This window comes from Streptomyces sp. PCS3-D2 (assembly GCF_000612545.2).
Taxonomy (GTDB): domain Bacteria; phylum Actinomycetota; class Actinomycetes; order Streptomycetales; family Streptomycetaceae; genus Streptomyces.
The window spans coordinates 1,853,698-1,879,117 of the sequence record NZ_CP097800.1; the positions used below are offsets into that span (position 1 = coordinate 1,853,698).

The window sequence follows — 25,420 nt, forward strand, 5'->3', positions numbered from 1 at the left end:
GGCCACGACGGCCACGGCGTCCGGGGTCCGGGCCACCTGCGCCGCGAACAGATCCGCCACCGAACCACCGGCCACCTCGGCCGCGGTGTCGTTCCACTCCACCAGCACACGGCGACGCTCGTCCTCATCGAGGACGTCCACCGCGCTGAGCCGCACCTGCGGCTCGGCGGTGACGGTCTCCAGCACCCGGGCGAGGCGCTTGGCGAGGTCTCCCGCGGAGTCGGCTTCGAACAGGTCGGCCACGGCGGTCAGCACACCGCGCAGCCCGGCGGGGGTGCCCTGCGCGTCGAAGGTCTCCTCGACGCTCACGTCCAGGTCGAACTTGGCGGCCGACGCGCCGGCGGCGAGTTCGTCCTCCACCGCGCTGACCCGGACACCGGGGAGTTCGAGGGTCGCGTCGGCGTTGTTCTGGAGGGTGAGCATCACCTGGAACAACGGGTGCAGCGCGAGCGAACGCGGCGGCGCCAGCTCCTCCACCAGGCGCTCGAAGGGCACCTCCTGGTGGCCGAACGCCGACAGGCCCGTTTCCCGGACGCGGGCGAGCACCTCGGTGAACTTCGGGTCGCCGGACAGGTCCGTACGCAGCACGAGGGTGTTGACGAAGAAGCCGACCAGGTCGTCCAGGGCCACATCCGTACGGCCGGCGTTCGCCGATCCGATCGGGATGTCGGTGCCCGCGCCCATCCGGGACAGCAGGACCGCCAGCGCGGCCTGGAGCACCATGAAGGTCGTGACGCCCTCGGCGCGCGCCACCTCCACCAGCCGTGCGTGCACCGCGGCCGGGATGTCCAGCGGGACCCGGTGGCCGCCGTATCCGGCCACGGCCGGACGCGGGTGGTCGTAGGAGAGTTCCAGCTCTTCCGGAGCGCCGGCCAGCGCCTCGCGCCAGTAGGCGACCTGGCGGGAGAGGACGCTGTCGGGGTCCTCGGCGTCGCCGAGGAGTTCGCGCTGCCACAGCGCGTAGTCGGCGTACTGGACCGGCAGCGGCTCCCACTCGGGCGTGCGGTCCTCGCACCGGGCGGCGTAGGCGACCGCGAGGTCCCGGGCCAGCGGCCCGGACGACCAGCCGTCGCTGGCGATGTGGTGCACCACCACGAGCAGGACGTACTCGTCGGGCGCCACCGAGAACAGCCAGGCGCGGATCGGCACCTGCGACGACAGGTCGAACGGCTGCGCTGCGGCGCTGCTGACCGCCTCGGTCAGACCGGCCGCCGCGTCGGCGGACACGTCGACGCATCGGAGGTTCCACTCCACGTCGGCGAGCTTCAGCACCTGCTGGTACGGCTCACCGTCGGCCACCGTGAACACCGTGCGCAGCACCTCGTGCCGGCCGATGACGTCCCGCAGGGCTGCGTCGAGCGCCCCGCTGTCCAGCGTGCCCGAGAGCCGCATGGCCATCGGAATGTTGTACCTCGGGCTGGGGCCCTCAAGCTGCTCGATGAACCACAGACGGCGCTGCGCGAATGACAACGGAAACATTAGGAATCCCCCTGGTTACGCATCGGCCGCAACGCCGGCCTTGCTGACTTCTGCTTTCCAAGCTGCTGTGCGAGCCCTGCGACCGTCGGCGCGTCGAACAGCGCCCGGATCTCCACCTCGACACCGAGAACAGCCCTGATCTGACTGACGAGCCGGACGCCGAGCAGTGAGTGGCCGCCGAGTTCGAAGAAGTCGTCGTCGACTCCCACCTCGGGCACTCCCAGCACTTCGGCGAAGACGGTGCAGAGGATTTCCTCCTGCGGCGTCGACGGCCGTCGGCCTCCTCCCGCCTTCCCGGACGCGTAGTCCGGAGCGGGCAACTTCTTGCGGTCCAACTTCCCGTTCACCGTCAGGGGGAGTGCGTCGAGCACCACCACCGCTGCCGGAACCATGTGCGCGGGCAATCTCTGAGCGACGAACTGCCGGACATCGGTGCCGAGTCCGGTCTCGCCGGCCCCCTCGTCGCCCTCGGCGGGTACGACGTAGGCAACCAGCCGCTTGTCGCCCGGGGCGTCCTCACGGACGACCAGCGCGGCCTGGGCGACGTCCGGGTGCGCTGCTGTCGCCGCCTGCACCTCGCCCAGTTCGATGCGGAACCCGCGCAACTTGACCTGTTCATCGGCCCGCCCGGCGAAGATCAGCTGGCCGTCCGCGGTCCAGCGCGCCAGGTCACCGGTCCGGTACAGACGGGAGCCCGCAGGGCCGTACGGGTCGGCGACGAACCGTTCCGCCGTCAGCGCCGCCCGGCCCAGGTAGCCGCGGGCCAGGCCCGCGCCCGCCACGTACAGCTCGCCCACGACGCCCTGGGGCACCGGCCCCAGGCTCGGGTCGAGCACGTACATCCGCGTGTTCGCGATGGGCGAGCCGAAGGGGACCGTCCCCTCGCGCCCGGGGTCGACCGATCCGGTGGCCACGATCACGGTGGCTTCGGTGGGTCCGTAGGTGTTGACCAGGTTCCGGCCCCGCGCCCACGCGGCCGCCAGGCCCGGTTCGATCGCCTCGGCACCGACCACCAGCGAGCCGACGCCCGCCAGGTCCCCGGGCTCCAGCACACCGAGCAGCGACGGCACCACGCTCGCGGACCGCACACCGGCCGACTCGACCAGCGCGCGCAGCAGCTTCGGCTCCGCCCGCTCAGCCGCACCGGCCACCACCAGCGAACCACCACTGCCCAGCGTCACCGCCACGTCCAGCACCGACGCGTCGAAGCTGAACGAGGCGAACTGCAGCACCCCGACACCCGGCCCGACCTCCATCAGCGGACCGAACACCGACACCAGGTTCACCAGCGAACCGTGGGTGACGGCCACGCCCTTGGGCACGCCGGTCGACCCGGAGGTGTAGATCACGTAGGCCAGATCGGCGAGCGCGATGTCCACCTTCGGCGCGCTGCCGGGTAGTTCGGACAGCTCCGCACGGGTGCTCGCTTCGTCGACCCAGACCGCCGGGCACGTCGTGGGCAGGTCCCGCGCCGTGTCACGGTGGCCGACCACCACCCGGGCCCCGCTGTCCGTGAGCATGAACGCGAGGCGCTCCGCCGGGTACTCCGGGTCGAGCGGCACATAGGCGCCACCGGCCTTCCACACCGCGAGGATCGCGACGACCATGTCCACGCCGCGCGGCAGGCACAGGCCCACCACCGACTCGGGACCCACGCCCCGGCCGACGAGGTGGTGCGCCAGCCGGTTGGCCCGCGCGTCCAGCTCCCCGTACGACACCTCGGTCCCTTCGAACACCACGGCCGTGCCCTCGGGGTTCCGTGTCGCGTGGCCGTGGAACAGCTCCGGCAGCGATACCGGTGCCACGTCCGCCGCGGTGTCGTTCCAGTCGGTGAGCACCTGGTGGCGCTCGTCCTCGCCGAGGATCCCGACGCCGCTCAGCCGCGTCCGCGGGTTGGCGGTCAGCGCGTCCAGGACGCGGATCCAGCGTTCCACGAGCCGTTCGCCGGATTCCCGGTCGAACAGGTCCGCGGCCACGGTCAGCAGACCGCTCAGCCCAGCCGGCGCGCCCGCGGCGTCGAAGCCCTCGGCCACGCTCACGTCCAGGTCGAACTTGGCCACCGCGGTGCCCGTGGGCACCGCCTCGGCGTGCACGCCGGGCAGGTCCAGGACCGCCTCGGCGTTGTTCTGCAGGGTGAGCATCACCTGGAACAGCGGGTGCCGGGCCAGGGAGCGCGTCGGGGCGAGTTCCTCGACCAGCCGCTCGAACGGCACGTCCTGGTGCGCGAAGCCCGACAGACCGGCCTCCCGCACCCGCTTCAGCAGCTGCCGGAACGTCGGGTCCCCGGACAGGTCCGCGCGGAGCACCAGGGTGTTGACGAAGAACCCGACCAGATCGTCGAGGGCCTCGTCCGTACGCCCGGCGTTCGCCAGACCCATGGGGATGTCCGTGCCTCCACCGAGCCTCGACAGCAGGACCGCCATGGCGGCCTGCAGCACCATGAACACCGTCACGCCCTCGGCCCGCGCCACCTCCACCAGTCGCGCGTGCACCTCCGCCGGAATCTGCACCGGCAGTTGGTGGCCGCGGTTGCCGGCCACCGCGGGTCGCGGACGGTCGAAGGGCAGTGCCAGTTCCTCGGGCCCGCCCGCCAGCGCCTCGCGCCAGTAGGCCACCTGACGGGACATCACACTGTCCGGGTCGCTCTCGTCGCCGAGCAGCGTGCGCTGCCACAGCGCGTAGTCGGCGTACTGGACCGGCAGCGGCTCCCACCGCGGGGCGCGGCCGTCGGTACGGGCCGTGTAGGCCACCGACACGTCGTGGGCCAGCGGACCCATCGACCAGCCGTCACCCGCGATGTGGTGCACCACCAGGACCAGCAGGTGCTCGTCCGCTCCGACCGGGAACAGCCATGCCTTGATGGGCACTTCGGTCGACAGGTCGAACGCGTAGCCGGCGGCCCGTGCCACCGCGCCGTCCGGGTCCGCCGGGTCGGCATCACCGGTCAGCAGCTCCCAGTCCAGTTTCTCCATGTCGAGGATGTGCTGGTGGGGCTCGCCGTCGGCCACCGCGAACACGGTGCGCAGCACCTCGTGGCGGCCGATGACGTCCCGCAGCGCCGCGTTCAGCGCGGCGACGTCCACCCGGCCCGTCAGCCGCAGGGCCACCGGGATGTTGTAGGTGGGGCTCGGGCCGTCCAGCTGGCCGAGGAACCACAGGCGGCGCTGCGCGAACGACAGCGGCACCCGCTCGGGACGCTGCTGGGCGGTCACGGCGACCCGGGCTGTGCCCTCTCCAGCCAGCCGGGCAGCCAGCCCGGCCACGGTGGGCGCGTCGAAGAGTTCCCGGATCTCCAGGTCGACCCCGAGCACCGAGCGCACCTTGCTCGCCAGTCGTACCGCGAGCAGCGAGTGGCCGCCGAGGGCGAAGAAGTCGTCGTCGACGCCGACGCTCTCCAGGCCGAGTACCTGGGCGAAGACACCGCACAGGATCTCCTGGCGCAGGTCGCCCGGGGTGCGGCCCGAGGCCGTTTCCCCGGCCGCGAACTCCGGTACGGGCAGGGCCTTGCGGTCCAGCTTCTTGTTCACCGTCAGCGGGATCTCGTCCAGGACGACGACCGCCGAGGGAACCATGTACTCGGGCAGATGCTCGGCCGCCAGCGCGCTGACCTCGGCGGACATCCTGGCCGGCGCGGCGCCGTCGGCGAGGACGACGTAGGCGACCAGCCGGGTCTCCCCGGGGGTGTCCTCGCGGGCGATGACCGCGACCTGGGCCACCGAGGGGTGCGTGGCCACGACGTTCTCGATCTCGCCCGGCTCGATGCGGAAGCCGCGGATCTTGACCTGGTCGTCCGAGCGCCCGGCGAAGACCAGCTCGCCTTCGGGGGTCCAGCGGGCCCGGTCACCGGTCCGGTACAGGCGGGCACCGGCGGGACCGAACGGGTTGGCCACGAACCGCTCCGCGGTCAGCGCGGACCGTCCGAGGTAGCCCCGCGCCAGGCCGGCGCCGGAGACGTACATCTCGCCGTTCACGCCCACCGGGGCCGGTGCCAGGCGCTCGTCCAGCACGTACACCTGGGTGTTGACCACGGGCGTGCCGATGGCCACTTCGGGAGCCTGCGGGTCGCAGCGCCACAGGGTGGCGTCGACCGTGGTCTCCGTCGGGCCGTAGGAGTTGAACATCGCGCGGCCCCGAGCCCAGCGCGCCATCACCTCGGGCTGGCACGCCTCGCCGGCCACGATCAGCACGGTGTCCGTGCTGATCGACGTCTCCTCGAGGGTGGCCAGGACGGCGGGCGGGAGCGTCACGTGGGTCACCCGCTCGGCGGTGAGGAACGCGGGCAGCGCGTTCCCCAGTCGGCGCTCGGGCGGGATCACCACCAGGGTGGCTCCGGACAGCAGTGCCATGAGCCATTCCCAGCCGAAGGTGTCGAAGCTCGCCGAGGCGAACTGCCCCACCCGGTGACCGGTCCCGACGCCCAGGTAGCGGATGTGGCCCGCCACCAGGCTCGACACGCCCGCGTGGGAGACCAGTACGCCCTTCGGACGGCCGGTGGATCCCGAGGTGTAGATCACGTACGCGGGGTGGGTCACCGACAGCGCGGCCCGCCGTTCCGCGTCGTCCACCTCACCGGACGGCAGCGCGCCCAAGGCCTCGGCCACCTCGGCCGAGTCGAGCACCACCACGGTGGAGGCGGCCGACGGCGGCAGCGTGGCGGCGATGGCCCGGGTACTGAGGACCACCACCGGAGACGCGTCGTCACACATGTATGCGATGCGGTCGGCCGGGTATTCCGGGTCGATCGGCATGTAGGTGCCACCGGCCTTGAGGACACCGAGCAGCGAGACCATCAGCTCGCTGCCGCGCGCCAGGGCCACGGCGACCACGGTCTCCGGGCCGACGCCGAGGCCGGTCAGGTATCGCGCCAGGCGGTTGGCCCGGGCGTCCAGCTCGGCGTACGTCAGCTCCTCGCCGCCGGCGACGACGGCTACCGCGTCGGGCGTACGGGAGACGTGCGCCGCGAACAGCTCGGGCACGGTGCCGAACGGAACCTCGGCCGCCGTGTCGTTCCAGGCCTCCAGCACCTGGTGGCGTTCGCCCTCGTCGAGCACGTCCAGCCCGCCGATCCGGGTCTGCGGGTCGACGACCAACTGACCCACCACCCGGGCCAGGCGTGCGGCCAGCCGGGCCGCGGTACCCGCGTCAAACAGGTCCGCCGCCGCGGTCACCGTGCCGCGCACACCGGCCGGGGCGCCGTCGGCCTCGAACACCTCGCCCACTATCACGTCGAGGTCGAACTTCGCCACCGACGTACCCGCCGGAAGCATCTCGACATCGAGTCCGGGCAGGTCGAGGACGGCTCCGGCCGCGTTCTGGAGGGTGAGCATCACCTGGAAGAGCGCGTGGCGCGCCATGGAACGGCTCGGCGACAGTTCCTCGACGAGCCGCTCGAACGGCACGTCCTGGTGCGCGAACGCCGACAGGCTGGTCTCCCGCACCCGGGACAGTACCTCGCGGAACGTCGGGTCGCCCGACAGGTCCGTCCGGATCACCAGGGTGTTGATGAAGAAACCGACCAGGTCGTCGAGCGCCTCGTCCGTACGCCCGGCGATCGGCGATCCGATGGGTACGTCGGCGCCGGCGCCCATCCGGGACAGCAGCGCCGCCAGCGCGGCCTGCAGCACCATGAACACCGTCACGCCCTCGGCCCGGGCCACCTCCACGAGGCGCGCGTGCACCTCGGCCGGGATCTCCACGGGGACGCGGTGACCGCGGTGGCTCGCCACCGCGGGCCGCGCGTGGTCGGCGGGCAGGTCCAGCTCCTCGGGCGCGCCCTCCAGGGCTTCGCGCCAGTAGGCCACCTGCCGGGCGATCACGCTGTCCGGGTCCTGCTCGTTGCCGACCAGCTCGCGCTGCCACAGCGCGTAGTCCGCGTACTGCACCGGCAGCGGCTCCCACGTGGGGGCCAGGCCCTCGCAGCGGGCGGCGAACGCAGTGGAGATGTCGCGGGCCAGCGGCGCCATCGACCAGGCGTCACCGGCGATGTGATGGACCGTCACCATGAGCACGTGCTCGTCGGGGCCGGTGGCGAACAGCCACGCGCGCACCGGAGCCTCGTGCGAGAGGTCGAATCCGTATCCGGCGGCCTCGGTGATCGCGTCGGTCAGGTCGGCCGGGGCCACCTCGGTCACCGACAGGTCCCAGCCGAGGTCGTCGAGTTCCGCGACGTGCTGGTACGGCTCGCCGTCGCCGACGGGGAAGACCGTCCGCAGCACCTCGTGGCGGCCGATGACGTCCCGCAGCGCCGCGTCCAGCGCGGCGACGTCCATCCGGCCCGACAGCCGCAGGGCGACCGGGTCGTTGTAGGTGGAGCTGGGGCCTTCGAGCTGCCCGATGAACCACAGGCGGCGCTGCGCGAACGACAGAGGCACCCGCTCGGGACGCTCGCCCGCCGTCAGCGCCACCCGCGCCCGGTCGGCGCCGTCGAGACGCGCCGCCAGCCGCGCCACCGTCGGCGCCTCGAACAGCGCGCGCAGCGGAACCTCGACGCCCAGCACCGCGCGCACCCGGCTGATCAGCCGCGTCGCCAGCAGCGAGTGACCGCCCAGCGCGAAGAAGTCGTCCTCCACACCGACCCGGTCCACACCGAGCACCTGCGCGAACACCCCGCACAGGATCTCCTCCTGGAGCGTGGCCGGGCCCCGCCCGGCGCCCGCCACGGCAGTGTAGTCGGGAGCGGGCAGCGCCTTGCGGTCGAGCTTGCCGTTCGGCGTCAGCGGCAGCGCGTCCAGCACCACCACCGCGGACGGAACCATGTACGCGGGAAGGGACTCGGCCGCGACCTCCCGTACGGCGCCGCCGAGGACAGCCGCGTCGGTGTCCGGGCCGGCCGGGACGACGTAGGCGACCAGCCGCTTGTCACCCGGGACGTCCTCGCGCACCACGACCGCGACCCGGCCGACCGTGGCGTGCGAGGCGACGACCGCCTCGATCTCCCCCAGCTCGATGCGGAAGCCGCGCACCTTCACCTGGTCGTCGGCGCGGCCCACGAACTCCAGCGTGCCGTCGACCGACCAGCGCACCGTGTCTCCGGTGCGGTACATCCGCTCGCCCGGCCCGCCGAACGGGCACGCCACGAAGCGTTCCGCCGACAGCCCCGGACGGCCCAGGTAACCGCGGGCCAGGCCCGCACCCGCGATGTACAGGTCGCCCGCCACCCCGGCGGGCGCCGGAGCGAGGGTGGTGTCGAGCACGTACACCTGTGTGTTCGCGATCGGGGCACCGATCGAGGACACCCCGCCGGAGACCGTCGCCACCTCGGTGGCCGTCGACCAGATGGTCGTTTCGGTCGGGCCGTACAGGTTCGTCACCGATGCCGTCCTGGCCCGCAGGGTGCGCGCCAGCTCGGCCGGCAGCGCCTCGCCGCCGACCAGGGCGCGGACCCCGGCCAGGACGTCCCCGGCCGCGCGGGTCTCCTCCCCGGTCTCCTCCGCAGGCTCGGACACCAGGGCGTGCCACAGGCTCGGCGTGGCCTGGAGCGTCGTCGCGCCCGAGGTCCGGATCAGCGCGCGCAGCGCCCGCGGATCCCGTACGACGTCCGGGGTGGCCAGTACGACGCGCGCGCCGGCCAGCAGCGGAAGGTAGAGCTCCAGTCCCGCGATGTCGAAGCCGATCGTGGTCACGGCCAGCAGCCGGTCGTCCGCGTCCAGCGCGAAGCGCTGCTGCATGGAGGCCAGGAAGTTCACCAGCGACCGGTGCTCCACCACCACACCCTTGGGGCGTCCGGTGGATCCCGAGGTGTAGATCACGTACGCCGGGTTCGCCGGGGCCGGCGAGCCCACGAGCTCGTCCGCCGTCAGCGGCCGGTCGTCCAGGCCCGCCGACTCGGCGATCACCGCGTCGTCGTCCAGGGCGATCGCGGGAACACCCCCGATCCCCTCGAATCCCGCCAGCCGCTCGATCAGATCCGCGCCGGTCAGGACACACCGCACGCCCGCGTCGGCGAGGGTGAAGGCGATGCGCTCGGACGGGTACTCGGGGTCGATCGGCAGGTACGCGGCACCGGACTTCAGCACGCCCAGCAGCGCCACCACCAGGTCGATGCCGCGTTCCATGCAGACCGCGACCACGGACTCCGCACCGACGCCCCGGCCCGCCAGGAGCCGCGCCAGGCGGTTCGCCCGAGCGTCCAGCTCCGCGTACGACACCTCGGTGTCCTCGCACACCACGGCGATGGCGTGCGGGGTGCGCGCGGCCTGCGCCGCGAGCAGTTCGGGCAGCGGTGCCCCCGGCACGTCCAGACCCGTCTCGTTCCAGCGCGTGAGCATCCGCTGCCGGTCGGCCTCGTCGAGGACGCCGACCGTGTTCAGCGCCGGGTCCGCGCCGCCGTCCAGGACCGCCTCCAGCGCGGCCACCAGGCCGTCGGTGGCGGTACGGACCATCGCCGCGACCGAGGCAGAATTCACCGGCGCCACCGCGTCCACGACCAGGGTCAGACCCTCGCCGTCGTCATCGACCGCCACGGCGAGCGGGTAATTGGTGCGCTCGCGGTTGAAGACCAGGCGCGCTCCCCCCACCCCGGAGGCGGGTCCCTCGTCCCCGTCGCCAGGGTTGTGGCGGTAGTTGAGCATCGAGGCGAAGAGCGGGGTGTCCCCCGACACGCCGCTGACCTGCTGGGCCACCGCGAGGGGTGCGTGCTCGTGTTCCAGCAGCGCCGCGAGCTGACCACGCATCGCGGTGACCGCCGCCAGCGCGCCCGTCGAGTCGAGCCGGGCCCGTACCGGAAGCATGTTCATGAACGGGCCGGCCACGCGGTCGGATCCGGCGCCCGCGTTCATGCGTCCGAAGAGGACGGTGCCGAAGACCACGTCGTCACGGCCGCTGACCGCGGACAGCACCCGCGCCCACGCCACGTGCATCACCGTCGCCGCACTGACACCCAGGCGACGGACGACCTCGCGGACCCGTCCGGACAGCTCCGCCGGGAACTCCAGCCGCGCCTCGACGGAGTCCATGCCGTCACCGCGCACGTCCACGAGTCCGAACGGCGCCGTCGGCTCCGTCACGTCGCCCAGCAGCTCCGCGAAGAACCGCTCGTGCACCCCGCTGTCCAGGCCGGCACGGGCCTGTACGACGAAGTTGCGGAACGGCAGCGGCTCGGGCAGCTCCGCACCCCGGCCGCCCAGGACCGCCGCGACCTCGCCGAGCATGACCTCCAGCGCGGTGTGGTCCTGCACCATGTGGTGCACGCGCACCAGCAGCAGCCAACGGCCGTCGGCGACCGCCGCCGCGTGCAGCCCGATCAGGGGTGCCCGGCCGAGGTCCATGGACAGGCCGACACCGGTCAGCAGCTCCTGCACCGGATCCGCGGCCCGCTCGTCCAGCGCCACCTCCGCCACGGACAGCGTCGCCCGGCGCCACACGACCTGCACGGGCTCGCGCAGCCTTCCCTCCCACACGATGGAGGTACGGAGGATGTCGTGCCTGTTCACGACCTGCTGCAGCGCGTCGGTGAAGGCGTCCAGGCGGTCGCGGGAGTCGAACTCCATGACCGTCGGGGTGACGTAGGTGTCCTCGCCGCCGTCGGCGAGGAGGTGGTGGAAGAGCAGACCCTCCTGGAGCGGGGCCAGCGGGTAGACATCCGCCACGTTCGCGGCGCCGCCGTCGACGGTGGCGACGATCCGCTCCACCTCATCGGCGGTCAGGTCCACCAGCGGCAGCATCTCCGGCGTGATGGTCGTGGTGCCCTCGGGGATCGCGTTCGCCGCGACCACGATGTGGTCCGCACCCGCTTCCACCGCCAGCCGCGCCACGGTCGGCGTCTGCAACAACGCCCGCACCGAAACCGACACCCCACGACCCCGCAGGATCTCGACCAGGCGGATCGCCAGCAGCGAGTGACCGCCGAGTGCGAAGAAATCGTCGTCGACGCCCACGCTCTCCAGGCCCAGGACCTCAGCGAAGGCAGCGCACAGGATCTCCTCACGGACCGTGGAGGGGCCACGGCCCGAACCCGTCGAGTACTCGGGAGCCGGCAGCGCCTTGCGGTCCAGCTTGCCGTTCACCGACAACGGCAGCGCTTCCAGGACCACGATCGCCGACGGAACCATGAACTCCGGCAGATGCTGACCGGCGAACCGGCGCACCCCATCGGCCAGTTCCTCCTCGTCCACCTCGCCTGCGGGGACGACGTAGGCGACCAGACGCTTGTCACCCGAAACGTCCTCACGCGCCACCACAGCAGCCTGCGCGACCAGCGGATGCCCGACCACAACAGCCTGGACCTCACCCGGCTCGATCCGGAAACCACGGATCTTCACCTGCTCATCAGCACGACCCAGATACTCAACCCGACCCTGCGCATCCCAACGAGCAAGATCACCCGTGCGATACAGACGCTCACCCGAACCGAACGGCGACGCAACAAACCGCTCAGCCGTCAGACCAGCACGACCCGCATAACCACGCGCCAGCTGAACACCAGCGAGATACAGCTCACCACCCACACCCACCGGAACCGGAGAAAGACAACCGTCAAGGACATAAACCCGCGTGTTCGCGATCGGAGCACCGATCGGAACCACCGCCACGTCCTCACCAGACGGGCACTCCCAGGCCGTGACATCCACAGACGCCTCAGTCGGCCCGTAAAGGTTGTGCAGCTCCACACCCGAACCGAAAACCTCGAAGAAACGAGCCACCACAACCGGCGAAAGCGCCTCACCCGAGCAGATCACCCGCCGCAGACCCGTGCACCCAGCCGCAGCCGGATCCCGCAGGAACGCCTCCAGCATCGACGGCACGAAGTGCAACGTCGACACACCCTCCCCACACACCAGCGAAGCCACATACCCCGGATCACGATGACCACCAGGACGCGCCACAACCAACGACGCACCCTCCAGCAACGGCCAGAAGAACTCCCACACCGACACGTCAAACCCGAACGGCGTCTTCTGCAACACCCGCTCACCAGAGACCAGCCCATACCGGGACTGCATCCACCCCAGCCGGTTCACGATGCCCGCATGGGACACCACAACACCCTTCGGACGCCCCGTCGAACCCGACGTGAACAGCACATACGCCGGGTGACCCGGGAGCACCTCATCCCGCTCCGCGTCCGAGAACACACCACCAGAAACACCGGCCAGCTCCGCAACCGTCACCTCGTCATCGAGCACCACCACAGCCGTGCCCTCAGGCAGCACGCCCGCCAGCTCGGCCGAGGTCACCACACACGCCGCACCCGAATCCGCCAGCATGAACCCCACACGCTCCGACGGCAGATCAGGATCGACCGGCACATACGCGCCACCCGCCTTCACCACCGCCAACAGCGAAACCACCAGGTCGACACCGCGCTCGAGGCACACCCCGACCACGGACTCCGCACCCACACCACGGCCGATCAGCACCCGAGCCAGACGGTTCGCACGCTCATCCAACTCCGCATACGACACCTCCACACCCTCGAACACCACAGCAACCGCACCCGGAGACCGCACCACCTGAGCCTCGAACAACCCACCCAGCGTCCCCACCGGCAACTCAACCGCCGTGTCATTCCACCCCGACACCAACTCATACCGCTCAGCAGCACTGAGCACCCCGACCTCTCTCAACGGCAGGTCAGAGCCACCCTCCAGCGCCCCCTCCAGCAGCGAGACCAGGCTCTCCGCCGCCGTCACGACCAACGCCGCAACCGCTCGGGGATCAACCGGGGCAACCGCGTCAACGACCAGCCCCAGACGGTCCCCGTCGTCGTCGACGACCACGGCGAGGGGGTAGTTGGTGCGCTCCCGGAAGAACACCACCTCAATGCCATCGAAGATGGCGGCTACGCCTCGGCTGAAGCCGGTGTTGTGCCGGTAGTTGAACATCGACGTGAACAGCGGCGCATCACCTGCCACTCCGCTGGCACTCTGGGCCACGGCCAACGGCGCGTGCTCGTGCTCAAGAAGGGTCGCGAGCTGTCCACGCATCGCGTTGACGGCGGCCACCACGGTGATCTCGTCGGTCCGCACCCGGACCGGAAGCATGTTCATGAACGGCCCGGGCACCCGGTCCGCCCCTGATCCGGCGTTCATCCGGCCGAAGAGGACGGTGCCGAAGACCACGTCGTCACGGCCGCTGACCGCGGACAGCACCCGCGCCCACGCCACGTGCATCACCGTCGCCGGGCTCGCACCCAACTGCCGTGCGACCGTGCGCAGTCTGGCCTCCACGTCCGACGGAATGTCGAGCCGCGCCTCGGCCGCGTCCATGCCGTCGCCACGCGCGTCCACGAGCCCGTACGGCGTGGTCGGCTCGTCGACGTCGCCCAGCAGCTCGGCGAAGAACCGCTCGTGCTCCGACCGTTCGACCCCGGCACGTGCCTGAGCCACGAAGTTGCGGAACGGCAGCGGCTCGGACAGCTCCGCACCACGCCCGGCGAGGATCGTCTGCACTTCCTGGAGCAGCAGCTCCAGCGTCGTGTGGTCCTGCACCGTGTGGTGCATGCGCAGCAGAGCCAGCCAACGACCGTCCGCCACCGAAGCCACGTGGAGTCCGAGCAGAGGCGCCCGGCCCAGGTCCATGGACAGTCCGACCTCAGCGAGCAACTGCCCGATCGGCTCGGTGCTGTTCGGGTCCAGCCGCACTTCCTCGACGGGGAGGGCGGCCTCGCGCCACACCACCTGGACCGGCTCCCGCAGCCCCTCCCACACGATGGAGGTACGGAAGGTGTCGTGCCTGTTCACGACCTGCTGCAGCGCGTCGGTGAAGGCGTCCAGGCGGTCGCGGGAGTCGAACTCCATGACCGTCGGGGTGACGTAGGTGTCCTCGCCGCCGTCGGCGAGGAGGTGGTGGAAGAGCAGACCCTCCTGGAGCGGCGTCAACGGGTAGATGTCCGCGACGTTCGCGGCGCCGCCGTCGACGGTCGCGACGATCCGCTCCACCTCATCAGCGGTCAGGTCCACCAGCGGCAGCATCTCCGGCGTGATGGTCGTGGTGCCCTCGGGGATCGCGTTCGCCGCGACCACGATGTGGTCCGCACCCGCTTCCACCGCCAGCCGCGCCACGGTCGGCGTCTGCAACAACGCCCGCACCGAAACCGACACCCCACGACCCCGCAGGATCTCGACCAGGCGGATCGCCAGCAGCGAGTGACCGCCGAGTGCGAAGAAATCGTCGTCGACGCCCACGCTCTCCAGGCCCAGGACCTCAGCGAAGGCAGCGCACAGGATCTCCTCACGGACCGTGGAGGGGCCACGGCCCGAACCCGTCGAGTACTCGGGAGCCGGCAGCGCCTTGCGGTCCAGCTTGCCGTTCACCGACAACGGCAGCGCTTCCAGGACCACGATCGCCGACGGAACCATGAACTCCGGCAGATGCTGACCGGCGAACCGGCGCACCCCATCGGCCAGTTCCTCCTCGTCCACCTCGCCTGCGGGGACGACGTAGGCGACCAGACGCTTGTCACCCGAAACGTCCTCACGCGCCACCACAGCAGCCTGCGCGACCAGCGGATGCCCGACCACAACAGCCTGGACCTCACCCGGCTCGATCCGGAAACCACGGATCTTCACCTGCTCATCAGCACGACCCAGATACTCAACCCGACCCTGCGCATCCCAACGAGCAAGATCACCCGTGCGATACAGACGCTCACCCGAACCGAACGGCGACGCAACAAACCGCTCAGCCGTCAGACCAGCACGACCCGCATAACCACGCGCCAGCTGAACACCAGCGAGATACAGCTCACCACCCACACCCACCGGAACCGGAGAAAGACAACCGTCAAGGACATAAACCCGCGTGTTCGCGATCGGAGCACCGATCGGAACCACCGCCACGTCCTCACCAGACGGGCACTCCCAGGCCGTGACATCCACAGACGCCTCAGTCGGCCCGTAAAGGTTGTGCAGCTCCACACCCGAACCGAAAACCTCGAAGAAACGAGCCACCACAACCGGCGAAAGCGCCTCACCCGAGCAGATCACCCGCCGCAGACCCGTGCACCCAGCCGCAGCCGGATCCCGCAGGAACGCCTCCAGCATCGACGGCACGAAGTGCAACGTCGACACACCCTCCCCACACACCAGCGAAGCCACATACCCCGGATCACGATGACCACCAGGACGCGCCACAACCAACGACGCACCCTCCAGCAACGGCCAGAAGAACTCCCACACCGACACGTCAAACCCGAACGGCGTCTTCTGCAACACCCGCTCACCAGAGACCAGCCCATACCGGGACTGCATCCACCCCAGCCGGTTCACGATGCCCGCATGGGACACCACAACACCCTTCGGACGCCCCGTCGAACCCGACGTGAACAGCACATACGCCGGGTGACCCGGGAGCACCTCATCCCGCTCCGCGTCCGAGAACACACCACCAGAAACACCGGCCAGCTCCGCAACCGTCACCTCGTCATCGAGCACCACCACAGCCGTGCCCTCAGGCAGCACGCCCGCCAGCTCGGCCGAGGTCACCACACACGCCGCACCCGAATCCGCCAGCATGAACCCCACACGCTCCGACGGCAGATCAGGATCGACCGGCACATACGCGCCACCCGCCTTCACCACCGCCAACAGCGAAACCACCAGGTCGACACCGCGCTCGAGGCACACCCCGACCACGGACTCCGCACCCACACCACGGCCGATCAGCACCCGAGCCAGACGGTTCGCACGCTCATCCAACTCCGCATACGACACCTCCACACCCTCGAACACCACAGCAACCGCACCCGGAGACCGCACCACCTGAGCCTCGAACAACCCACCCAGCGTCCCCACCGGCAACTCAACCGCCGTGTCATTCCACCCCGACACCAACTCATACCGCTCAGCAGCACTGAGCACCCCGACCTCTCTCAACGGCAGGTCAGAGCCACCCTCCAGCGCCCCCTCCAGCAGCGAGACCAGGCTCTCCGCCGCCGTCACGACCAACGCCGCAACCGCTCGGGGATCAACCGGGGCAACCGCGTCAACGACCAGGACGATCCTGGTGCCGTCGTCATCAACGGCGATCGACAGCGGGTAGTTGGTGCGCTCGCGGAAGTACTCCAGCTCGACGCCGTCGAGGATCGTGGTGGTTTCCCGATTGAGTCCGTTGTTGGGGCGGTAGTTGAGCATCGAGGTGAACAGCGGACTGTCCCCCGACACGCCGCTGACCTGCTGCGCCAGCGAGAGCGGCGCGTGCTCGTGCTCCAGCAGGGCCGCGAGCTGACCGCGCATCGCGGTCACCGCCTCGACCACACCCAGTTCGTCGACGCGCACCCGGACCGGAAGCGTGTTGATGAACGGGCCGGGCACCCGGTCCGCCCCGGGGCCGGCGTTCATGCGTCCGAAGAGGACGGTGCCGAAGACGACATCGTCACGGCCGCTGACCGCGGACAGCACCCGCGCCCACGCCACGTGGATCACCGTCGCCGCAGTGGCACCCAGGCGACGGGCGACCTCGCGGACTCGTTCGGACAGTTCCGGTGCGAGACCCATCAGCGCTTCGACGGAGTCCATGCCGTCACCGCGTGCGTCCACGAGGCCGTACGGCGCCGTCGGCTCGTCGACGCCGCCCAGCAGCTCGGCGAAGAACCGCTCGTGCTTCCCGCTGTCCAAGCCGGCACGGGCCTGTACGACGAAGTTCCGGAACGGCAGCGGCTCGGGCAGCTCCGCACCCCGGCCGACGAGGATCGACTCCACTTCACCGAGGAGGATCTCCAGCGCGGTGTGGTCCTCAACGATGTGGTGCAGGCGCAGTAGCGCCAGCCAACGGCCACCCTGCGGCGCCGCCGCAACGTGCAGCCGGGCGAGCGGGGCCTCGCGCAGGTCCATGGACAGTCCGACCTCAGCGAGCAACTGCTGGATCGGCTCGGTGCTGTTCGGGTCCAGCCGCACTTCCTCGACGGGGAGGGCAGCCTCGCGCCACACCACCTGGACAGGCTCCCGCAGCCCCTCCCACACGATGGCAGTACGGAAGATGTCGTGCCTGTTCAGCACCTGCTGGAGTGCGTCGATGAACGCGTCCAGCCGGTCCCGTGAATCGAACCCCAGCACGGTGGGCGTCACGTAGGCGTCCTCGCCGCCGTCGGCGAGGAGGTGGTGGAAGAGCAGACCCTCCTGGAGCGGCGTCAACGGGTAGATGTCCGCGACGTTCGCGGCGCCGCCGTCGACGGTCGCGACGATCCGCTCCACCTCATCAGCGGTCAGGTCCACCAGCGGCAGCATCTCCGGAGTGATCTCCAGCGCACCCTCGGGGATCGCGTTTTCCGGGACCGGAACCAGCTCCGCGCCGGTTGCCTCCGCCAGCTCCGCGACCGTAGGCGACTCGAACAGCGTCGGCACCGAGACCGACACGCCGTGGCCGCGCAGGATCTCGACCATCCGGACCGCGAGGAGGGAGTGACCGCCGAGTGCGAAGAAGTCGTCGTCGACGCCCACGCTCTCCAGGCCCAGGACCTCAGCGAAGGCAGCGCACAGGATCTCCTCACGGACCGTGGAGGGGCCACGGCCCGAACCCGTCGAGTACTCGGGAGCCGGCAGCGCCTTGCGGTCCAGCTTGCCGTTCACCGACAACGGCAGCGCTTCCAGGACCACGATCGCCGACGGAACCATGAACTCCGGCAGCCGGCCGGACAGGAACACCCGAAGCCCAACGGTCAGTTCATCGGCATCCACGTCGCTTGTGGGGACGACGTAGGCGACCAGACGCTTGTCACCCGAAACGTCCTCACGCGCCACCACAGCAGCCTGCGCGACCAGCGGATGCCCGACCACAACAGCCTGGACCTCACCCGGCTCGATCCGGAAACCACGGATCTTCACCTGCTCATCAGCACGACCCAGATACTCAACCCGACCCTGCGCATCCCAACGAGCAAGATCACCCGTGCGATACAGACGCTCACCCGAACCGAACGGCGACGCAACAAACCGCTCAGCCGTCAGACCAGCACGACCCGCATAACCACGCGCCAGCTGAACACCAGCGAGATACAGCTCACCACCCACACCCACCGGAACCGGAGAAAGACAACCGTCAAGGACATAAACCCGCGTGTTCGCGATCGGAGCACCGATCGGAACCACCGCCACGTCCTCACCAGACGGGCACTCCCAGGCCGTGACATCCACAGACGCCTCAGTCGGCCCGTAAAGGTTGTGCAGCTCCACACCCGAACCGAAAACCTCGAAGAAACGAGCCACCACAACCGGCGAAAGCGCCTCACCCGAGCAGATCACCCGCCGCAGACCCGTGCACCCAGCCGCAGCCGGATCCCGCAGGAACGCCTCCAGCATCGACGGCACGAAGTGCAACGTCGACACACCCTCCCCACACACCAGCGAAGCCACATACCCCGGATCACGATGACCACCAGGACGCGCCACAACCAACGACGCACCCTCCAGCAACGGCCAGAAGAACTCCCACACCGACACGTCAAACCCGAACGGCGTCTTCTGCAACACCCGCTCACCAGAGACCAGCCCATACCGGGACTGCATCCACCCCAGCCGGTTCACGATGCCCGCATGGGACACCACAACACCCTTCGGACGCCCCGTCGAACCCGACGTGAACAGCACATACGCCGGGTGACCCGGGAGCACCTCATCCCGCTCCGCGTCCGAGAACACACCACCGGAAACACCGGCCAGCTCCGCAACCGTCACCTCGTCATCGAGCACCACCACAGCCGTGCCCTCAGGCAGCACGCCCGCCAGCTCGGCCGAGGTCACCACACACGCCGCACCCGAATCCGCCAGCATGAACCCCACACGCTCCGACGGCAGATCAGGATCGACCGGCACATACGCGCCACCCGCCTTCACCACCGCCAACAGCGAAACCACCAGGTCGACACCGCGCTCGAGGCACACCCCGACCACGGACTCCGCACCCACACCACGGCCGATCAGCACCCGAGCCAGACGGTTCGCACGCTCATCCAACTCCGCATACGACACCTCCACACCCTCGAACACCACAGCAACCGCACCCGGAGACCGCACCACCTGAGCCTCGAACAACCCACCCAGCGTCCCCACCGGCAACTCAACCGCCGTGTCATTCCACCCCGACACCAACTCATACCGCTCAGCCTCATCGAGGAGGTCGGCCCGGCCGACGAGTTCCTCGGGCGCCGCCGTGCCGAGCCAATTCACCACGCGCAGGAAGCGTCGGAGTACATCGGAGACCGATGCCGGGTCGTGGACGTCCGGGTTCGCATCGACGTTGATCTGCAGGCCGGACCGGTCGTAGACGTCGATCCGGACGCCGTCGACGGGGCCGGTGGAGAGGTTGCGCGCGGTGGCGGGGGCATCGCCGAACTGGAGGTCGTAGTCGAACGACATGACGTTGATGTGCAGCCCGCACAGGACGCGGTCGACCATCTTCAGGTCGCGGAGGATTTCCTCGTGGCGGTACCGCTGGTGGCGCAGGCCCTCGCGGACCGCGCGAGAGGTCTGGCGGACGGCGTCCGCGACCGTGGTCCGCGGGTCGATCGTCAGGCGGAGCGGGATGATGTTGGAGGTCATGCCGGGGATTCCGGCTTCCCGGTGTCCCGCCCGGCCGCGCACGGGCACGCCGATCACGACCTCCCGCGCGCCGGTGACGCGGTGTTCGTACAGGGCTGCGGCGGTGATCAGCAGCCCGGCCATGTTGGTCTTCAGGCGCCGCGCGGCCGTCTTGAGGGCGGCGGCTCCCTGGGTGCCGATGCCGTCGGTGTGCCGGGTCGGGGCGATCTTGGCCCGGCGGGCCCGGCCGGCGTTGCCGGTGAGGGTCTCCTTCGACAGGTCCGAGAGGACGGCGTTCCAGTACTGGCGGTCCTGTTCGGTCTCGGAGGAGTTCCGGTAGGCGTGGTCGGCGTCGAGCAGTACGGAGACCGGCTCCAGGGCGCCGGCCTCAAGGTCGCGGCCTTCCAGGAGCGCGTTGTAGATCTCGGCGCCGCGGGTGGCGAGCACCATTCCGCCCAGACCGTCCATCACCAGGTGGTGGACGCGGGTGTACCAGAAGTAGAGATCGTCGCCGAGCTTGATGATCGCGTTGGTGGACAGGGGGGCGCCCACGAGGTCCACCGGGCGGCGCAGGTCGGCGCGCATCCAGTCCTCGGCGGCCGTGCGCGGGTCGGCGTCGGCGCTCACGTCGACGACGTCGACGGGGTAGTCCCGTTCGTCGTGCACGTACTGCCAGGGCGTTCCGTCGACCAGGCGGACGCGCAGGCGCAGGCTCTCGGCCTCGCTCAGCCTGCGCCGCGCGGCCTCCACCAGCAGTTCGGGATCGGCCGCGCCCCTGATCTCCAAGTATTCGGCGATGCTGAATCCCCGATTGTCCGGCGCGAGCTGCTGTGCGTACCAGACCGCGAGCTGCCCGGCCATCAGTTCCCGGAGTTCGCCCTCAGACGCAGCCATCCCCGCACACTCCAATCGGTTCGAGTCATCGACTGGAACAGCAGGGCCCGCCGCCTTCAGGGCATGCCGCATTACCGCCCAGCTCTCTGGATCAAAGCTGTGACCTGGTGGTTCACGCTTCTTGGGCGATCTGGGCCGATACGACCGGCAGATCACATGTCGCCCGAGCGGCGATCGTCGCCGTGCCCAGGGCAGTTCTCATCGCAGCGGATACCCGGGACCGGCCACTGCCGATCCCGGGTCCGCCGTGCTACCGCTAACTGTTTCGCTACAGGTACCAACGGTTGTGCCATCGGTACTAGTCGTGTTACGGGTACTACTTGGCCTGCATGGCGTCGATCAGGCTCTTGGGGCGCATGTCGGTCCAGTTCTGCTCGATGTGGTCGAGGCACTCCTGGCGTCCGGCCTCCCCGAAAACCTTGTTCCAGCCTTCCGGTACGTCGACGAACACGGGCCAGAGCGAGTACTGACCCTCATCGTTAACCAGGACCAGGTAGTTGGCATCGGGGTCGTCGAACGGATTCGTCATCACGTTGTCCTCTCTGGGCAATGACATTGACGCATTCTCAGTGGCTCTCACCAACGCAATTTCCTTCGGCAGGTGTGCACATGGCGACATAGGGCCGAATCGGTTGGCTGCGGTGGTGATTCACTATGACCCAGGCCGGCGCAGTTGCTCAATGCTCCGGGCCCCGATTCCGGAGGGACCGCCGGGAAGCCTCCGACCTGCGGCTCCTTCCCCATGAGCGGGAGACTCGGCACGGCGGGGCACACAGTTCAACTGCGCTGTCGCCGCAGTTGGACACCTGCTCCGGGGTGGCCACCGGGTCCCGCCCGGTGCAGCAACGTCGCGCTTATCGCACGATGTTGACGCCTTGGCAAGGCGTGCGCCCCCGTGAAACCCTCGTAGAGGAATGCCCATCTGCTCCGCCCTTGAGAAGCACGATCGGGCTTGAAGCCGCATACCTCCATCGACTCTGATGCGTCGTATACCTATCGCATTCCTGCTCTTGTAATCCAGAAGACTTGTGAGGCATCCGCATGCGCAGTGAGACGGCCGATCAGCCGCCGGAGATCAATCTGGTGGATCCCACGCTCTATTCGGATGGCGACCCGTTCGTGCAGTGGCGATGGCTCCGCGCCAACGAACCCATGTACTGGCACCCACCCACGGATCTGCCGGGATTCTGGGCGCTCACCAGGTACGACGACATCCGCGCGGCGTACCGCGACTCGGAGACCTTCAGCTCGGCCCAGGGAATCCTCCTGCGGCCGGCGGATCACGGGGCCGACCCGGGCGGCGGTCGCACGCTGGCCCTCACCGACGCGCCCCGGCACGGGCAGCTCCGCGGACTGGTCGACACGTGGTTCGCGGTCCGGTCGGTGCGCGCCATCGAGGCGGAGATGCAGGACGTCGCGCGCGGCGTGATCGACGAGGCCCTGGAGCGGGGCAGCTGCGATTTCGTGGCGGACATCGCCGCGCGCGTGCCCCTGTACGTGATCTGCAAGATGATGGGCGTTCCGCAGGCCGACTGGGACCGCCTCTACACGCTGACGAGCCAGGCGTTCGGCGCCGGGGACGCGGCCACCCGCAGGTACGCCCACCTCGACATCCTCGGATACTTCGAGGAACTCCAGGAGGAGAAGGCGGACGATCCGGCCGACGACCTGGTGAGCGTGCTGGCGACGGCGAGCGTGGACGGGAAGCCGCTGAGCGCCGAGGACATCATCCTCAACTGCAACAACCTGCTCGTCGGGGGCACCGAGAACACACGGATCGCCGCGGCCGGCGGCATGTTCGCCCTCCTGGAGCACCCCGAGCAGTGGCAGCGCCTCTCCGCGGACCAATCGCTCCTGCCGGCGGCCGTCGAGGAGATCCTGCGCTGGACCTCCACCGCCACGCACATCATGCGCACCGCGGTGCGCCCGGCGGAGATCCACGGCCGCCGCGTGGAGGTCGGCGACCGCGTGACCTTCTGGCTGCCCTCGGCCAACCGCGACGAGACGATCTTCGATGACCCCGACCGGTTCGACATCACCCGCCAGCCGAACCGTCACCTGTCGCTGGGATACGGCGAGCATTTCTGCCTCGGCAGCATGCTTGCGCGGGTTGAACTGCGGCTACTGTACAGGGAGTTGCTGTCCCGCTCGATCGGTGTCGAACTCGACGGGCAGCCGAAGCTGCTGGACTCGATCGTCGTCAACGGACCGGAGCTCATGCCGGTCAAACTGATCGCTCCGTAGCCGCTGGATACGCGACCGCCCCGGCTCCCCGTGGGGGAGCCGGGGCGGTCGTGCCCAACGGCGGGATCAGCGGACACCGGGACCGGTGTCACCTGGCTCCGGCGCGGCCCTTGTCCTGGCGCATGGTCTCGAACTGCTTCTCCCAGGCGGAGTGCTTGTCCTTGGCGTCCCGAACGAACGGCGTACTGGCGATGTACTTGAGCGCCAGCCGGTTGAGGATCGCGTACGGGAACTTCAGCGGGCGGACGATGTCCATGAACAGGACCACCCGGTCCTCGTCGGTCTCGTTCCAGGCTTCGTGCGGGAAGGTGTCGTCGAACACCATGCTCCGGCCCTCCTCCCAGTGGGCCGTCTCACCCCCTACGCGAATGCCGCAGGCGTCCTGCGGGTCGGGGATCTTCAGCGCCAGGTGATAGCGCAGTACGCCCTTGTAGGGGCCGCGGTGCTCGTGCAGCCGCTTGCCCGGGCCGAGGATCGAGAAGAAGGCCGTGGACAGGCCGTCGACGTTCTTCAGCAGCTCGATCGTGCGCGGGCAGCGCTCGCGATTGGTCTCAAAGTCGATGCCGTACCCGGCGAAGAAGTACGTCTTCCACTGGTCGTCCTGGGTCAGGCTGCGCTGCGCGAGGGAGATGTCCTGGAAGTTGGGCAGCTCGTCCCGGTGCACCAGCAGCTCGTCCAGCTCCCGGCGGATGTCGCGCCAGTTCTCCTCCAGGACCTTGGCCCACGGGAAGGTGTCATCGGGGAAGAACGGCTTGTCGCCGACGGGCGACGTCGCCGCCATGCGCCGCTCCAGCCAGGTGATCGATTTCCAGATGCGCCTCGTCGCGAACTGGCCGACGCGGACCCGCACGTTGGGCACGGTACCTCCATGATTCAATCGTGGTCCCGACGGCGGGGTTCGCTGGAACTCCCGCCCGCCGCCGGGCTTCGGTGGGACTGCGTGGGGACGTCGAACGCGGCGGTCGGCCGGCCGGCCGGGGCTACCCGCCGGAAGGCTTCGCGCCCGAGCCGGCCGAGTCACCCGATCCGGTGGACCCGGCCGACGCCGCGGAGAATCGGCCGACCTTCTCGATCACATCGGGGCTGTAGAGGCGCACTGACTGCTGGAGCGCGAACTCGGCCATGTACGCGCGGAAGGCGTCGGGCGATTCCTCGGCGAGGTTGAGCATCCGCCGGTTGGCGAGCACCGAGGAACCCTGAAGGCGTTCGACGGCGCTTTCGACGGCGGCGTCCAGACCGCTCTGGTCATGGACCTCGTCGACGAGCAGCCGGGCGTCCGGTTCGCTCGCGAAGATCCGTCGGCCCTCCAGGATGATCTGCCGGGCCGCCCGGGGCCCCACGGACCGGGTCAGCCGGTAGTTGGAAGCGCCTGGAATGATCCCTTCCTGAGCGGCAGGAAGGCTGAGATAGGCGTCTGCGGCCGCAATCACGTGGTCGAAGGCGAGCAGCAGCTGGCAGCCGCCGCCGATCGCGAAGGTGTCCACCACAGCGACCCACGGCTTCTCCACGGTGCGGGACCGCCAGGCCGTGGTGTCGTCATCCGTCAGGACGCCCCTCACCAGTTTGTGGATGTAGCCGAGCTCGCGGCGCAGCAGGAAATCAGTCAGGGAGATGCCGCCGCCATGCAGCGTCTTCAGGTTGATGCCGGCACTGAAGACACGCTTGCCCCGGTAGCGCGGGTGGGTCATCTCCCCGCCGCGCACCAGGCCGACCTCCACGGCAGGGTCTAGGAGGACGAGGTCGACGGCGGTCTCCATGTCGTCGACCTGCTGATTGTCCTCCGCGTTCAGCGAGTCCTCGCGGCACAGGGTCAGCCGGGCCACGGCGCCGGTGCGTTCCAGCCTGACTGAGGCCAGATCGACCCTGCCCGTTTCCCGGAACTCCGGGAGCAGGGCGAGGGCGCGCGGTGTCGGGCGCAGCATCGCGTCGAGCAGGTGCCGGCCCGCCGTCGACGAGCCCAGGACGTGCCGGAAGAAGATGCCCTGGTCGACTTCACGGCCCTCCTTGTGGGCCTGCGGCAGCGCACGCTCTGCGGTGAGCTGCTCGTCGGTCGGCACCAGCCCGGGGAAGGCCGCTGCCGCGGCCCGGGCCAGCTCGGCCACCCTTAGGCTACGGGTACGGCCCTCCGTCAGCTCGTCGTAGACGGCATCCGTGTGCACGTCCATGAACGCGGAGCGCAGCGCCCGGGTGGCGTTGAGCGCCGCCAGAGCGGTGGCGCGCTGCTCGGGGGAGCGGTGTTCCGCGGCGGGCAGCGCTTCCAGCAGGTCGTCGGTGCGTTTCGCCGCATGGGTGACCGCCGTCCGGGCCCGGCCGAGATCCGCGCGCACGGTGCGCGCATCCTCGTCCGGCCC

General features: G+C 69.8%; 6 protein-coding genes (1 of these 6 cut by a window edge). 1 reads left to right on the forward strand and 5 read right to left on the reverse strand.

Annotated features, from left to right (window positions below):
- From AW27_RS07465 to AW27_RS07475, 3 genes are all read right to left on the reverse strand, one after another.
- On the reverse strand, nt 1–1,479 hold the 5' portion of the coding sequence (locus AW27_RS07465; protein ID WP_304949845.1) for a non-ribosomal peptide synthetase. Its footprint begins 21,132 nt before the window's first position; the window shows 1,479 of its 22,611 coding nt (coding positions 1–1,479); it begins with the start codon at nt 1,477–1,479; its stop codon lies off the left edge, out of view.
- A complete protein-coding gene (locus AW27_RS07470) occupies nt 1,479–20,825 on the reverse strand; it encodes a non-ribosomal peptide synthase/polyketide synthase (protein WP_304949846.1) in 19,347 nt (6,448 codons plus the stop codon). Before AW27_RS07470 ends, AW27_RS07465 begins: the two co-directional genes overlap by 1 nt.
- A 316-nt stretch (nt 20,826–21,141) precedes the next feature.
- The gene (locus AW27_RS07475) at nt 21,142–21,354 is read right to left on the reverse strand and encodes an MbtH family protein (RefSeq protein ID WP_037929520.1); all 213 of its coding nucleotides are present in this window, start codon (nt 21,352–21,354) and stop codon (nt 21,142–21,144) included.
- Between the two features lie 512 nt (nt 21,355–21,866).
- Between AW27_RS07475 and AW27_RS07480 the strand changes: the two genes are divergently transcribed.
- The gene (locus AW27_RS07480) at nt 21,867–23,069 is read left to right on the forward strand and encodes a cytochrome P450 (protein WP_037929523.1); all 1,203 of its coding nucleotides are present in this window, start codon (nt 21,867–21,869) and stop codon (nt 23,067–23,069) included.
- An 88-nt stretch (nt 23,070–23,157) separates the two neighbouring features.
- Here AW27_RS07480 and AW27_RS07485 read toward each other — a convergent pair whose 3' ends face one another.
- Nucleotides 23,158–23,928 (reverse strand): aspartyl/asparaginyl beta-hydroxylase domain-containing protein, encoded by a 771-nt coding sequence (locus AW27_RS07485; RefSeq protein WP_201773421.1) that lies wholly within the window; start codon nt 23,926–23,928, stop codon nt 23,158–23,160.
- Between the two features lie 121 nt (nt 23,929–24,049).
- On the reverse strand, nt 24,050–25,396 hold the full coding sequence (dpgC, locus tag AW27_RS07490; protein ID WP_236647854.1) for a (3,5-dihydroxyphenyl)acetyl-CoA 1,2-dioxygenase DpgC: 1,347 nt from the start codon (nt 25,394–25,396) through the stop codon (nt 24,050–24,052).
- Nucleotides 25,397–25,420 lie beyond the last annotated feature (24 nt).

Bases quoted from the DNA above. Each gene is read 5' to 3' on its own strand.
- AW27_RS07480 (WP_037929523.1), top strand. From the start codon at position 21,867: ATGCGCAGTGAGACGGCCGATCAGCCGCCGGAGATCAATCTGGTGGAT.
- AW27_RS07475 (WP_037929520.1), bottom strand. From the start codon at position 21,354: ATGACGAATCCGTTCGACGACCCCGATGCCAACTACCTGGTCCTGGTT.
- AW27_RS07470 (WP_304949846.1), bottom strand. From the start codon at position 20,825: ATGGCTGCGTCTGAGGGCGAACTCCGGGAACTGATGGCCGGGCAGCTC.